A 14,710-nucleotide genomic window follows, 5' to 3' on the forward strand; every position below is an offset into this window, starting at 1 on the left:
CAATGCAGTTCCAAATTTGAAACTGCATTGCTCTTTTTGGTAAATCCTTAAATTACAAATTTAAGGACGATACACAATTTCATTGCAATTGCCTTGAGCATTTTTAGCAAAGGCCTGCGGCCCTGTTGCTCCATTAAGACGACATACCTGGTTAGGGATATCGCTGCAATTTACTTGAACATTACAAGCACCTTGCCCATTAAGAGTATATCCTAATTTAGGTGCATTGCTCTTTGAATCACTTTGCATGGAAGTGGTCAAAAAGGCTCCCGAAATTCCCATCACGACAACTGCGAAGGGCATCATCTTTTTTAAAAATAACGTTTTCATAATAATAAGTATTAAATTAAACTTTGACCTACTTTTTTCTACAGGTGTTCGATCTTTTTCCTGATACTAGCGCTAGTATATCTTTACTTGTCAGAACGCTGTCGATTCCAACATGTTTATTTCTTTTTTAAGAATGGATTTCAGTTCATAAACCACCAATTGATTACCTATCAATGCATACAAATGTGTAGTGGTGACAAAAAAAGATTGAAGCTTTTTATCCTCAATTCCATAGATCGGAAAACTCAATAGATAGGTTTTCTTTTGTAAATCATACACATCAATTATAGAAGCTTGATCCCATAATTTATCATCCTCGTATCGCCCTTTTATTTTGGAATGAACAAAAAGAAGACCCCCAGAAATGGTTGCATGTGCATTTACTGTTTGTGGCGGAGCAGTCATTTTTCGCTCAGTCCCGTTTTTAAGATAGGAAACCTTGATTTTTGCTTTTGTAATAGTATCTATTGTATGTCCTCTTCGAACAAGACCTGAGTATTTATCCGCTACTATAAACTCATTGCGATAATAGTATAGATATACCATTTTTTGTAATTTATCTCCATACAACAACATCCCATCTGTATCAAAAACACCATCAAGCTGCTGTTGTAAAAGATCAGTATTATACTTAATTTTTGAAACACTATCTGAGGTAAAAACACCTATTACGTGTGCTAAATTTTTACCGTTGTTAGACCTGAATAATATTCTAGTGCTATCAACAGGTTCCGCCAAAGTAAAATAAGGACTTCCTTTCAATTCTTTCGTAATTTTCCAATCGGTTGTCTTTCCCATAAAAATGGCAGGGACTCTACCATCCATTAAATAGACATAAGGTTTTCTTACTACTATCTTAACCATTTTAAAGGGAATGTTTTTTGAATCAAATGATATTTTTAAAACTTGTCGATGTCGTAAATTCGTATCTACTGATAACACATGCAACGGATCGGTATAATTGCCTAGATACATTCTATTATCAACATACCCTGCGAAATAATAGGAATTGAATTTTAAATCAGTTGTATGAGTGAGCATTATAGGGTGCTGAGGATAACGCCTGATAAATGGATTTTCATGATGAATAATCTCTTCGGACGACAGAAATAAAATCGCCATTATAGCACCACCAGATAGAATTGAGATAGCACTACTTTTGAAGAATGTCAACCGCTTTTTCGCTATGCTATTATTGTTATTGGATTTGCCCTCCAATGCTAATGCCAAAACAGCCAATACTATAAATACGATATTAAAAATCAAATGGGCATTCCAACCCATTTTTTCCAATATTCCACCACAGGAACAAGGAACAAAAGAGCTGTAATTCAAAATGATAAAAATGTAACTGGTAAACATTGACATTAAGAACAAAGCTGCTATAAGACCAAAATTGCGCCATTTGCGAATAATAAGTAACAATACTATACTTAATTCAATTATGGGAACTGCCCAAGAAACCCATTCAGCAAAAGCGCTCAACAAAGGCGATTGTCCAAGCTGTACCTGAAAATTTTCAAAATCAAGAAATTTACTTACCGCTGCGTAGACAAATAACAGGACATACAACAGGCAAATTGTGTCCAGAATTATACTCTTAATAATTACATTCGATTTCATATTATCGTAGGTTTAGTTTAAATTGATGCAATTATGAAATGCCCAATAGCATATAATTGGTATTAAAAATTTTATACACTGTTATTCATTTTTATTACTGCATTTGGGGCAATAAATTTTAGTCTCGTATTCAAATTCCATTAAATAAAAAAAAATTATTAATGATTTAATTATTTGGAATTGAAACTGGAACGAAATTACAACGTCTTGTTTTATAACGTGTTACCGAAATACGACATAAATTTATCGAAATCCGCTGTTTTAGTTAAAGTTTTTAAAAAAGCATCGCTGAAATAAAATTGACTAATAAAAAAGTGCCAAATAAACAATATTTGTTTATTTGGCACCCAGCTATTTTCTCCTTTTATAATTTGTTATTACTTCCCCGTTTCGCTCAATGTCTTCAGTTTCTCACTGAGTTCTATAAGTCCGGCTTTTTGTAAACATTCATCTCCAAACAGTTTTAATTCCTGGAGATTTTCTTCCGGAACACTTGTCATGAGAATCGATGGCTTATCATCGTCTTTAGCTGCTAATCCACGTTCAATTACGTGGTTCAATAACAGCACATTTTTTCGTGAAATTTTCAAATCAATCTTCACTACGTCATTCATTCCAGGGATACTAAGTACAGTATCAAAAACCTTGGCCACATCATTTGTTGTCATAATCTTCACGTTTTTAATTAATAATTTATTCTATAAAGGTATAAAGCCGTTTATGAATTTTGATAGGTAAAATTTACCTATGATAGGTAGAATCCATCCCGCTTGCTTAACTTCGTATCTGATATAAATGATGAACGTTAGGATTTTAGATAGACAGGGTTAGAATAATGTGCTTCGAATTTGATATAAAATGTATCTAGTAATATTGGTTTTAAAAACGATTTTCAAGAGTATAAAATTTGATAATCATATTTCAAAAGAAGCGGTTTATCAAAGATCATTTAGAGTAAATTAAGAAACTCTGAAAAGGTGATTTCATTTAAGTATTTTAATGACAACCATCACCTTTTAAAACGAACAACAAAAACCTTCCTAAAAAGTCAGGACTTTGTTGTTTTAAAATTGATTTATTGTTTGGAAAGAGCACTTCCTTTGGTGGAAATTGTGTGGGTTAATTGGTTTTATTACTGTCCAATTACAATGGTGCTAAATTGTACACAGTGTGCACTTTCCTTGATTATTGAAACAGAGATAGAATATATTTTCAAAATCATTAAGACTCTAACTGACTAAAATAGTATTTACATCTAATCTTCAAAATAACACTATTAGAAGATTATATAAATGAAAAATTGATTTTTGGAACATTTCAGAAATACTGAAAAGTCTAATAGGCGTTTAAAGTAGCAGGAAGATTGCAACGTTCCTGCAATCGGCCAGATGTCCGGTTGTATCACAACCGATTCTGGCTGCCTGGTCACTCGGGACTCGTGGGCAGTGACACTGAAAAATGAAAAAGAGTTGAAAAACATGAAAATGACAGATGATGGAAGAGCAAAACAACAACCGCACAAAATGGCTTCATTTACGTTTGAAGCCTGACGAATATCAAAAAATATTCAAAAAATTTAGTAAGTCAACCTGCCGGAAATTAAGCGAATATGCCCGAAAAAATCTTTTGGAAAAACCGGTAACAACTAATTACCGCAACCAATCCCTTGACGAATTTATGTCGGAGATTATACGGTTGCGAGGTGAATTGAATGCCATAGGAAACAACTTCAATCAAGCTGTCAAAAAGCTGCATACCCTTCAGCAAATTCCTGAATTTAAAAACTGGATTATCAGCTATGAACTGGAGAAAAAAATCCTCTTTAATAAGGTTGAAGAGATCAAAAAATATATCCAAAAAATGGCTGAAAAATGGTTGCAATCATAAAGACAGGACATTCGATACACAATATTTTTAACTATAATGAGAACAAGGTAAAACAGGGTGTGGCAGAGTGTATCGGTGAAGGAAATTATCCAATTGATGTAGATAAGATGAACGGTACCATGAAACTGAACAGGTTTCTGAAACAGTTGGAATTGAATGATAATGTAAAACGAAATAGCGTACATATCTCATTGAACTTTGATCCGTCAGAAAATCATTCGAAAGAGAAACTGATGGACATAGCCGATATTTATATGAGAAAAATAGGCTTTGGAGAACAACCTTATTTGGTATATCAGCATCATGACTCAGGACATCCACACATTCATTTAGTTACCATAAAAGTAAGAGCGGACGGAAGCCGAATCGACATGCAGAATATCGGTCGTAACCAATCTGAAGTGGCACGAAAGGAAATCGAAAAATCCTTCGGGCTCGTAGTGGCAGAAGGACGAAAAAATAAACTGAATACTGAACTTCTACCCATTGCTACGGGAAAGGTTCAATACGGAAAAATTCAGTCTAAAAAAGCAATTGCAAATGTGCTTAACGGAGTGCTCTCTTCTTATAAATACGCAAGCCTTGCAGAACTAAACGCAGTATTGCAACAGTACAATGTTCTTGCTGACCGTGGCAGTGAAAATTCAAGGATATTTAAAGCAAAAGGATTGGTGTACCGAATATTGGATGAAGGTGGTAAGCCTATTGGAGTTCCAATCAAAGCCAGCGATTTTTACAACAAACCTACCTTGAAATTTTTAAAGGAAAAGTTTACTTCAAATAAGACCAGTCAGGACTCGCACAAGAACAGGGTCAAAAATGCTGTTGATCTTGCATTTTTAGGAAAGAAAATATCGCTTGCAGAATTGGTGAAAACACTAAAAAAGGAAGGGATTAACACTATTTTTCGAAAAAGTGAAGAAGGGATGCTCTATGGAATTACCTATGTTGACCATACTACAAAATGTGTTTTTAACGGTAGCACGTTGGGTAAACAATACAGTGCCAAAGCAATACAGAAGCGTTGCGGATTAATCACAGTGCCAGAACAAAAAATGACGGGTTCAACTATTGAGAAATCAATAGACTCTATATCTAAAACCCCAAATCAAATAAGCGATAAAGCTTCGTTTGGTGAAGAGTCACAAAAGAACAAACCTTTTGAATCAGATACTTCGATTGGAAAAGTATTGGAAATACTTACCCAATCCGAACAGGCTGTGAATTACATTCCGAACCAGCTTAAGAAAAAACGGAAAAAGAAAAAAAGAAAAGGACAATCTGATAATCAATAAAAACTAAAATTATGGCTATGCAGACTGGAGAAAACGAACAAGCATTGAGGAAAATACTCGACATGACAAGGCTCATCAGTATCGTTGTTTTAGGAATTCACTTTTATTATTACTGCTATGCGGCTTTTCGGGAGTGGCATTTTGTTAGCGGATTCAGCGATACTATTTTAGGCAATATCCACAATACAGGATTGTTTAGCAACTTTCATAAATCCAAACTCTTTGCGTTGGGATTTTTAGTGATTTCCTTAATTGGTGCAAAAGGGCGTAAAGATGAAAAACTGAATTACAAAACAGCCTTTGCCTATATTATTACAGGCATACTGATTTATTTTATTAGCTGTCTTTCATTATATTTAAAGATTGAAGTTGTACAGACAGCAATTACCTATATGGCTATCACTTCTGTTGGCTATCTTCTAATGCTTTCAGGAGGTACTCTACTATCCCGTATTATAAAAAACCGACTCAACCACAAGGATATTTTCAATAAAGAAAACGAAACTTTTCCGCAGGAAGAAAGGCTATTGGAAAATGAATTTTCCATTAATCTACCTGCCCGTTATTACTTGAAAGACAAGATTCGCAATAGCTGGATAAACATCATTAATCCCTTTCGGGCATTGATGGTTCTAGGCACTCCAGGTTCAGGTAAATCATACTTCGTAATCAGACACGTGATTACACAACACATCCGTAAAGGGTTTACGATGTTTGTCTATGATTTTAAGTTTGATGACCTATCTAAAATTGCCTATAATACGTGGCTCAAATACAAACATTTGTACCCGAAGGTGCCACAGTTTTATGTTATTAATTTTGATGACCTAACCCGAACACATCGGTGCAATCCGTTAGAACCCTCAGCCATGACGGATATTACAGATGCATCCGAATCTGCTCGAACTATTTTGTTAGGATTAAATCGAGAATGGATCAAACGCCAAGGCGACTTCTTTGTGGAATCTCCAATTAATTTTCTCTCTGCTATAATATGGTACTTGAAAAAGTATAAAGATGGCGAATTTTGTACGCTACCCCATGTTATTGAACTTATGCAAGCTGACTACGATAGTCTCTTTACCTTACTGCGAACCGAAAAGGAAATTGAGGTATTGATTAATCCTTTTGTCAATGCCTACCTCAACGATGTAATGGAACAATTAGAAGGTCAGATAGCCTCTGCAAAAATTGCAATGGCTAGACTCTCCTCTCCTCAATTGTATTATGTTTTATCAGGTAATGATTTTACATTGGACATCAATAACCCCGAAGAACCCAAGATTGTTTGCATGGGCAACAACCCGCAAAAAATACAAATATATGGTGCTGTATTATCCTTATATGTAAACCGCTTAGTAAAGCAGGTCAACCAAAAAGGCAAGCAAAAAAGCAGCCTGATATTTGATGAATTTCCGACAATCTACCTCAACAATATGGATAGCTTAATTGCTACTGCACGAAGTAACAAAGTAGCAACTTGTCTAGGAATTCAAGACTTCAGTCAGCTGCGCAAGGATTACGGACGTGAACAGGCAGACGTGATTATGAACATTACCGGAAATATAGTCAGCGGTCAGGTTACTGGGGATACTGCAAAGCAACTTTCCGAGCGATTTGGTAAAATTATGCAGGACAGAGAAAGTCTTTCTATTAATAGCGGAGACACTTCGATCAGTCGTTCCAAACAATTGGAATCTGCTGTGCCTCCTTCCAAGATTTCATCCTTGAGTTCAGGCGAATTTGTAGGTATGGTTGCCGATGATCCTGATTGTAAAATTGAATTAAAAACATTTCATTGCGAAATATTAAATGACCATGAAGCACTCAAAAAAGAACAAGATAATTATAAAGATATAGCTGTAATTCGCAAGCTTGACAATTCTATGGTGCAACGGAATTATCTGCAGATAAAACAAGATATTCAGGATATAATTCATTCTGAGATGGAGCGGTTATTAAATGATCCTGGGATGGCTTATTTGGTGGTGAAGAAATAAGCTTGATAATAATTATATCATCCTTTGTATGTATTCAGTCGCTCTTGAACATAATCTTTCAATGTTTTTGGCTCAATAATTTTGACTTCTCCAAGAAGTCCTAGGATAAAACGACCAACACCTAAAAAGTTACCAACTTCACACTCTAAACGATATAAATTATCAGTTATCTTAGTAATGTACTTTTCAGACAATGGATATTCTTCAATAATCAAATTATAGGCTAGTAACGAAAGTTCCAAACTAACATGCACAGGATCAAAACTTTGCATTCTAAAAATGTCAATGATTCCTTTTTTGTGTTTAGGTTTGAACTTCCAGGAAGATTCAAGTAAAATGACTTGTTTAATTCTCGAAGTCTTAAAAACTTTATTGACACCATCTTCAACATCGTAACACCAGACCCCTGTATAATTAATTGTAAAATCAATTGGCTCTACAATTCTGTCTCTAATGTTTTTACTATTACCAGACTTATACGATTGTAACACAACTTGTTTTTGTTGTTTTATGGCTTGTAGTAAAGAATAAATATTCTCACTCTCTTCCTTTTTTGCAATGGCATGGATAACACGGTCGAAATCATATAGACTATATAATTTCTTAACTAATTTAATTTTTAATTCATCATTGTCATCTATACTATGAATAGCTTTACTCAATATAAAGGCTTCTTCTTCAGAAAAATGCAATAAGCTACTAATTTCTTGAACAGTAGTATTTTCTTTGTCAATCTTAAAATAACCATTGCTATTTTCAATGACAAAACCCACGTGTTTGAAAGTATCAAGATAACGATAAACGGTTCGCTGTGATATTTCAAATCGCTCAGATAGTTCTGCAATGGTTCGACCATATTGGCAATCCAATAGCAGTAATACTTCCAGCATTTTCTGAAATTTAGCTTGATCTGACATTCTTAACTATTTTGATATTTCTTAAAGTTCTCCGCCTGTTCAAAAATTTCTTTATAGACTTCGTCTCTATCTACAGGTGGGTAACCATTTTCAGCTAAAAGTATAATTAAGCCTACTTTTAATTCCGCTTTGATGTCATCCCGTTTACTCCAGTCTGTATATTTTGCTTTGTCATCAACTACTTCTTTTACTTTTTGTGCCAAAAGAATTAATTTATCTTCGGGATATTCGAAGTCATATTTTACGGCTAAGGCTTTCAGGATGTCATAAAAAGCTTTTTCCTCAAAGTCAATTCCGAGGTCTTTAAAGGAATCTTTTTCTTTTTTTAAGGCATAGTATAATTCAATAATTTCATCTGTGAAATCTTCCAATACTTCACTTCGCAATACATCACTTTCTTTTCGTTCGTTGTATTTATCAACGATGAATTGTAAACGCTTAGAAAAATCAATTCCGGTTATCTTATTAATTTTCTTTACATCGTCAATGGCTTTGGCCAAAAGCTTTTGTAAAAGCTTGATTTTAGTATTAGGGAGCTTGATTTTATCAATCTTTGCCATATAATCCTCTGAGAAAATATCTACTTCGGTTTGATTCTCTTCTCCCAATTTAAAAATTTCCTCCACACCATTGCTTTCAATGGCTTCCTGTAGCATCTGGCGCACTTTATTGTTCATTTGGGCAGTATCCGGCGCCACTCCTTTGGTGAGTTTGAACACTATGGAGCGCACGGCTAAATAGAAATGAATTTCGTCTCTTTCGGTTTCATCAAACACACCACTACCGGAACAAATATCGTAAGCCGATTTTAATCGTTTTACTATGTACATAAACCTTTTTTCCAGCTCTTGTGTGAGTTGGACAAACTCTGCTGCCTGATTTAAGGTCCGTAATTGTTCTACGGGTGAACCCTTGAAATATTTTGACTTATCGAATTTATGGAACAGTTTCCCCAGTAAATCCAATTGGTCTTTGACGACTACTATGGATTGTTCAATATCCTCAATGTTTTGAGTATCGGCACTACTGTATTGCGCCAAAGCCAGATTCATTTGTTTTTTGATTCCGATATAATCAACTACCAAGCCTTTTTCTTTACCTTCAAATTTTCGGTTAACCCTTGAAATCGTTTGGATAAGATTGTGTCTTTGTATCGGTTTGTCAATATACATCGTATCCAAGAAAGGCACGTCGAAACCGGTTAGCCACATATCGACCACAATGGCGATTTTAAAATTGGATTTTTCATTTTTAAACTGTCGGTCTAACTCCTTACGGTCTTCCTTGGTTCCTAACAGATTGTATAATGCTTCCGAGTCATCTTTACCTCTGGTCATCACCATTTTGATACGTTCCATCGGTTTGATTTCCTTTTGTTCTTTTTCGGAAAGTACAATGCCGTCTACTGTGGTTTTTACTTCGCCCCATTCCGGACGGAGTTCCAAAATGTATTTATATAATTCGTAGGCGATGGGACGGGTACTGCAAACAAACATTGCTTTTCCTTTTACCGTAGCCCCTTCTGCTATTCGGTTTTCATAATGTTTGACAAAATCTTTAGCTACGGTTTCCAATCGGGTAGGGTCACCAATAATCGCGTTCATTTGTGCCATAGCTTTTTTACTTTCGTCTACTTGGTACTCGTTACTACCTTCTTCCGCACAAAAGTTATAGTATTCTTCAATTTCCTGAAGCCTCCCGTTATTGAGCAGAACTTTGGCAGCGCGGCCTTCATAAACAATCCGCACCGTAATTTCATCAATTACAGATTCTTTCATCGCATAGGTGTCGACTATATCACCAAAAACATCAAGCGTCGCATCAATAGGAGTTCCTGTAAAACCTACATAAGTAGCATTTGGCAGGGAATCGTGTAAATATTTAGCAAAGCCAAAAGTTTTAGAAACCCCCTTGTCAGTTACTTTTATTTTCTGGTCCAGATTGGTCTGACTGCGGTGCGCCTCGTCGGATATACAGATTACATTATTTCGGTCGGTCAATAATTGGGTATCTTCCGTAAACTTATGAATGGTCGTCAGGAATACTCCGCCACTATTTCTGCCTTGCAATAGTTCTCTTAATTGACTTCTGCTTTCTACACTGATAATCATTTCATCACCGATAAATCCTTTGGCATTGGTAAATTGTCCCGACAATTGGTCATCCAAATCAGTTCTGTCGGTTATCAATACAATGGTAGGACTTCCAAAATAAGTGCTTCTCATCAGCAAACGACTCAAGTACAACATCGTGTAACTTTTGCCACAACCTGTGGTACCAAAGTAAGTACCGCCTTTTCCATCACCTTCGGGACGTTGATGTATTTTTATATTTTCAAATAGTTTGATTGCTGCATAATACTGAGGATAGCGACAAACAATTTTCTCATTTTTCTTGGAACTGTCCGGAAGATAAATGAAATTTTGAATAATGTTTCTTAACCTATTGCGGTTGAACATACCCTGAATGAGCGTAAACATGGCATCAATGCCATCCACTTCATTAACCATGCCTTCAATTTTACGCCAGGCATAAAAGAATTCATAAGGCGCAAAGAAAGAACCGGCTTTGGTATTGACACCATCGCTTATGACACAAAACGCATTGTATTTGAAGAGTTCGGGAATGTCTCTTTTGTATCTTGTGGTCAATTGAACAAAAGCATCGTGTATGGTGGTGTTTTCCTGAATGGCCGTTTTAAATTCAAAAACAACCAATGGCAATCCGTTGATATATAAAATCAAGTCCGGAATACGCATTTCATACCCTTTAATTGCCAATTGATTGACAATTCTATAGGTGTTATTATCCTCCTCAGAATAATCAATCAACTGAATATAAACATCTTTCTGATTACGGTCTTCACGTTTCAACAGAAAACCATCACTCACCATTTTCATAATGGTTTTGTTGGTCTCGTATAAATCAGAAGCTGGCAAACGATCTAAATCCCTTATGATGGAATCGATTTCGTTTTCGGTAATATTTTCTGTCTTGTATTGGTTGTGTAGGTAATTTTTTAAATCCTCTGTAATCAGAACTTTTTCACTTACGACATGGCCATAAACAGTTGGTGGTTCTGCAAAACCATTGAATTCTGTTTTACGCACTTCCCCGCCTGCAAGGTGAGTCATTTTCTCTTCTTGCAGTAATGATATAAATGCCTTTTCTAATTGTGATTCGGTGAATTTCATTTTTGTTCTATTATTTTCCAATGCCCACTTTTTGTTGAACCTTCTCTTTCAATCACTTTATCATCCTTCAATTTAGCGATAACTTTTTCTATTGTACTTGCCGCTAGACCAAGAATAACAGCAATATCTTTAGACCTAATGGATGGCTCAAGCATGAAGAGCATAAGAATATCAATTGCATTTCTTCCGTATTTCTTCCGTATTTCTTCCGTATTTCTTCCGTATTTCTTCCGTAAATACCCCGTAATTACCCCGTAATTACCCCGTAAAAAAGCAATGTTTGTTTCCTTCCCGAGAATAATTCTATCAGATAATAACCCGAACTCCTTTTGAAGTTGTTCTATATACTTTGTTAAATCTTCCATTGGACCACCTGCTTGATCACCTTCTTGACCACCTTCTTGCGGGGTGACTTGATTATTTAAATCTTTGTAAACAGTAACCAGTATCCCTCCATCCATCGAAATAATTTCCGGTTCCGGCAAGCCCATCTCTTTACAGGCTTCATAAATTTTTAAAGTGCCACGACCCCAAGAATCAATATAACCCGCTTTAAAACAAACATCGGCTATCAAAGGATTTCTGGGACGTGAAATATGGTGGCGTTTCAAACTTTCCAGCTCCATGCCTTCGGGTAGTAAACCTTCGTTCCAAATAGTTAATTTATTATCATACACACGCATTTGAATCATCGAACCCATATAGGAACGATGTACCAAAGCATTCAGCAGCATCTCGCGTATGGCAGCCACAGGGTACTCGTCTTTTTCTATGCGTAGCAACCCTTCGAAGTCAATGGGTTTGGTGAAAAATTTGTAGTTTAACTGATTGGGAACCGTTTTCAGCAATTCCATAATATTGCCTTCTTCGACTTCCTGAAAACGCAGGTCGGCATCGTTGACACCAAAACGACCTATTTTTACTTTGATGTTGGGATAAAAACGATTAGGATCTTTTCCGAACAGGATGATGGCGGCTCTTTTGAGTTTGCCGTGATCGAGCAAACGAATTTTCTCCAAAAGTTCTACGGTAGAAAGTTCTCCAATATCATTGGGCATACGTCCGCTCTTTAAGGCATCTTTGATAAATCTCTTTATACTGTTGTCGTCTATGTCATCCAAACTGGCACCTTCCTCAATGACATCATCCCAAGTTTTACCCGCTTTTTTGAGTAAAAACTCGTTTAAGGTGTTTCCGGTCATTTCCATTTTGGAACTACCGGAACGATAATAGTAACGCCCCCGGAGCGACACAGGAACCGAATAAGGATTTACTCCGATTTCGATATATTTTTTACCCGCTTCGTCATGCAGATTGACATCGCAGATAATACCCAAGTTTTCACGGATTTTATTGGGAAGGGCTTCCATAAGGAATTTGTGATTCTCCAAATGTGTTAACACACCATCATCATCCTTGCCGATGTAAATAGTACCACCCACCGCATTGGCAAAACCGCATACCCATTTCAGATAGTCGTCATGCCAACTTCGTTTCCATTCTATGTTTTGTGATTCGCTCGACATTATATTATCCTTTTTAAAAAATTTCAGCAGTTACGAATTTTGAAAATAATCTTATATCAATAAAATCAAATACCTCTTCAAAATTTTTAATTGTTTCAGGATCTATATTATCTCTAGTAATATTCCCATTTTCAATTTGAGCAAAAAAGTTTCTAGCGAATATTATTTTACGTTTGCCAATTATTTCAGAAGGCTGTTTTTTTGAATTTATATCTATTTTAGGGTCTAATAATTTCAATTCAGAAATAGTAAACATATCTTCAACTTCTTTAAAATTAATTATTTTAATCCTCTTATTCATTTCTTCATTATTATTTAAAAACACATTATCTAAAAGTTCATTTTTTGTGTTTTGAGGATTTTCACCATTTTCCATGATTAGTACCCAATCTAGACCATATCCGATACAAAATGAAATTAATGGAAAAAGTTTAGACGATTTAACTCCGATAGCAGGAACGAACTTATATTCATTTTTTCTATCTAAAATTCTTGACATCCCTTTATAATACCAAAAATCAGAAAGCCCTTCAACAATAATATTTTTTTTTGAAAGTATTGAAAACTCTTTAAACGGTTCGAGGCCCATTGCTTCAGAAATCGGTTGTAAAGCATCTTTTTTATACGTCGTATCTAACTGTGATGATGTTAAACCTTCTACAACAGTTCCTCTTTTTTCAGTGTTAAGCACTAAACCAATATTGTGTAGTTTATCTAATTCTATCAATGAGGGAGAATGAGTAGAATAAATTATTTGATGCCCATTTTTAGCTAAATTTTTGAATACACTCAACATATCATTATTAGCCTTAACATGTAAATTTAATCCTGGCTCATCAAATAAAAAAATAATTTTATTTAATGATTCTGATGCTTTAAGTTCTAACCATAATGATAAAAACCAAATCAATCCTTTACTTCTTCTTCTAGGCTCTAAATAAACTCCATCCTTAGATTTTAAATAAAAAGTAATAATCTCCTTACCTGTTTTATCAAATCCTAATTCAAAATTAATTTCAACTTGATTGTTTCCTGCAATTTTTTGTTTCCAATCATTTTGAAAAGTAGCTGTAATACTTTTATGAGCAGATTCAACACTGCCCTTTTTAAGAGTAGTGCTTTTTTGGGATAATGAAATAAAATCGATACCAATTATTTTTTCAATATTTTTTACAGCCTTATATCCTTTTGCATTATTATCCCCATTTATTAAATCAGCTATGTAAATATAATCCGGTAATAAATCAGCTACATCATCAAAAAGAATTATATCCGGACATGATTTCCATAAATTAATAATAATATTATTTCTATTTGATTTTACATCAATAAAAGGTCTAATAATTTTTACTAGTGTGGTAACAATATTTTCATTCTCATTAGGTAATCCATTTATTGAAGCCTTTATAATTTCAAATGCTTGCTCATTTAATTCTAAACTAGATACATCATCCTTCTCAAAATTTATGAATCTTGTTAAAGTAAATTCTTTTAATTTCGAGAGTTTTTCAATATTAAATAATTTAAAATTAGGTATAGTTTTTTTAATACTTTCTTCAACTAGCTTTGCACATAACTCTTCAAAATATTCATAAAAAGCTTTATCCTTAACTGAATAAGTTATTGCTACAGATTGTTTTAAATTACCTTTACTTTCTTCTTCAAAATTTAAATTTTCTTTATCAATTATCTCGTCTTCAAATACATTTAGGGCTTCCAAAATAGAGCTTTTGCCAGCTTCATTTTGACCAGCCAAAACAAATATATTGTCATTAAAATCAATAGTAGTATCTATGATACTTTTGAAATTTTGGATTCTTATTTTTTTTATCATATTTCAACTTTTACAGTTTAAACTTATATCATTCTTAACAACAACAATTTTTTAATTAGTCAACATTCATTTTTAATCATTCATTATACTCAAACTAATATCAA

General features: G+C 34.5%; 10 protein-coding genes. 3 read left to right on the forward strand and 7 right to left on the reverse strand.

Annotated elements, in window-relative coordinates; genetic code table 11:
* Positions 1 to 60: 60 nt before the first annotated feature.
* The 3 genes from DB891_RS04545 to DB891_RS04555 all read right to left on the reverse strand — a co-directional run bounded on the left by DB891_RS04545 (position 61) and on the right by DB891_RS04555 (position 2,621).
* Positions 61 to 330: a DUF6520 family protein gene (locus tag DB891_RS04545; RefSeq protein WP_223256051.1), complete on the reverse strand. Its 270-nt coding sequence runs from the start codon at positions 328 to 330 to the stop codon at positions 61 to 63.
* Between the two features lie 90 nt (positions 331 to 420).
* A complete protein-coding gene (locus tag DB891_RS04550; protein WP_116761045.1) occupies positions 421 to 1,953 on the reverse strand; it encodes a MauE/DoxX family redox-associated membrane protein in 1,533 nt (510 codons plus the stop codon).
* Between the two features lie 377 nt (positions 1,954 to 2,330).
* Positions 2,331 to 2,621 (reverse strand): hypothetical protein, encoded by a 291-nt coding sequence (locus DB891_RS04555; protein WP_317045987.1) that lies wholly within the window; start codon positions 2,619 to 2,621, stop codon positions 2,331 to 2,333.
* Between the two features lie 826 nt (positions 2,622 to 3,447).
* Here DB891_RS04555 and DB891_RS04560 point away from each other — a divergent pair.
* The 3 genes from DB891_RS04560 to mobC are packed head-to-tail and all read left to right on the forward strand — an operon-like array spanning position 3,448 to position 7,135.
* Positions 3,448 to 3,840 carry a plasmid mobilization protein gene (locus tag DB891_RS04560; RefSeq protein ID WP_116761047.1) on the forward strand — a complete coding sequence of 131 codons (393 nt, stop codon included), beginning with the start codon at positions 3,448 to 3,450 and terminating at the stop codon, positions 3,838 to 3,840.
* A complete protein-coding gene (locus tag DB891_RS04565) occupies positions 3,825 to 5,135 on the forward strand; it encodes a relaxase/mobilization nuclease domain-containing protein (RefSeq protein WP_116761049.1) in 1,311 nt (436 codons plus the stop codon). The genes DB891_RS04560 and DB891_RS04565 overlap by 16 nt, the downstream gene beginning before the upstream one ends.
* A gap of 17 nt (positions 5,136 to 5,152) precedes the next feature.
* Positions 5,153 to 7,135 (forward strand): conjugal transfer protein MobC, encoded by a 1,983-nt coding sequence (gene mobC / locus DB891_RS04570; RefSeq protein ID WP_116761298.1) that lies wholly within the window; start codon positions 5,153 to 5,155, stop codon positions 7,133 to 7,135.
* A gap of 17 nt (positions 7,136 to 7,152) precedes the next feature.
* Here the strand turns inward: mobC and DB891_RS04575 are convergent, their stop codons facing one another.
* Genes DB891_RS04575 through DB891_RS04590 form a run of 4 tightly spaced genes read right to left on the reverse strand, consistent with a single transcriptional unit; the run spans position 7,153 to position 14,606 of the window.
* Positions 7,153 to 8,052, reverse strand: coding sequence for a helix-turn-helix transcriptional regulator (locus DB891_RS04575; RefSeq protein ID WP_116761050.1), 900 nt, complete (start codon positions 8,050 to 8,052; stop codon positions 7,153 to 7,155).
* 2 nt (positions 8,053 to 8,054) lie between these two features.
* Entirely contained in the window at positions 8,055 to 11,246 is a 3,192-nt protein-coding gene (locus DB891_RS04580; RefSeq protein WP_116761300.1) for a type I restriction endonuclease subunit R, read from the reverse strand.
* The gene (locus DB891_RS04585) at positions 11,243 to 12,772 is read right to left on the reverse strand and encodes an ATP-binding protein (RefSeq protein WP_116761052.1); all 1,530 of its coding nucleotides are present in this window, start codon (positions 12,770 to 12,772) and stop codon (positions 11,243 to 11,245) included. The genes DB891_RS04580 and DB891_RS04585 overlap by 4 nt, the downstream gene beginning before the upstream one ends.
* A gap of 13 nt (positions 12,773 to 12,785) precedes the next feature.
* Entirely contained in the window at positions 12,786 to 14,606 is a 1,821-nt protein-coding gene (locus DB891_RS04590) for an ATP-dependent nuclease (protein ID WP_116761054.1), read from the reverse strand.
* Positions 14,607 to 14,710 lie beyond the last annotated feature (104 nt).

It is taken from the genome of Flavobacterium laiguense (assembly GCF_003097655.1).
Classification (GTDB): domain Bacteria; phylum Bacteroidota; class Bacteroidia; order Flavobacteriales; family Flavobacteriaceae; genus Flavobacterium; species Flavobacterium laiguense.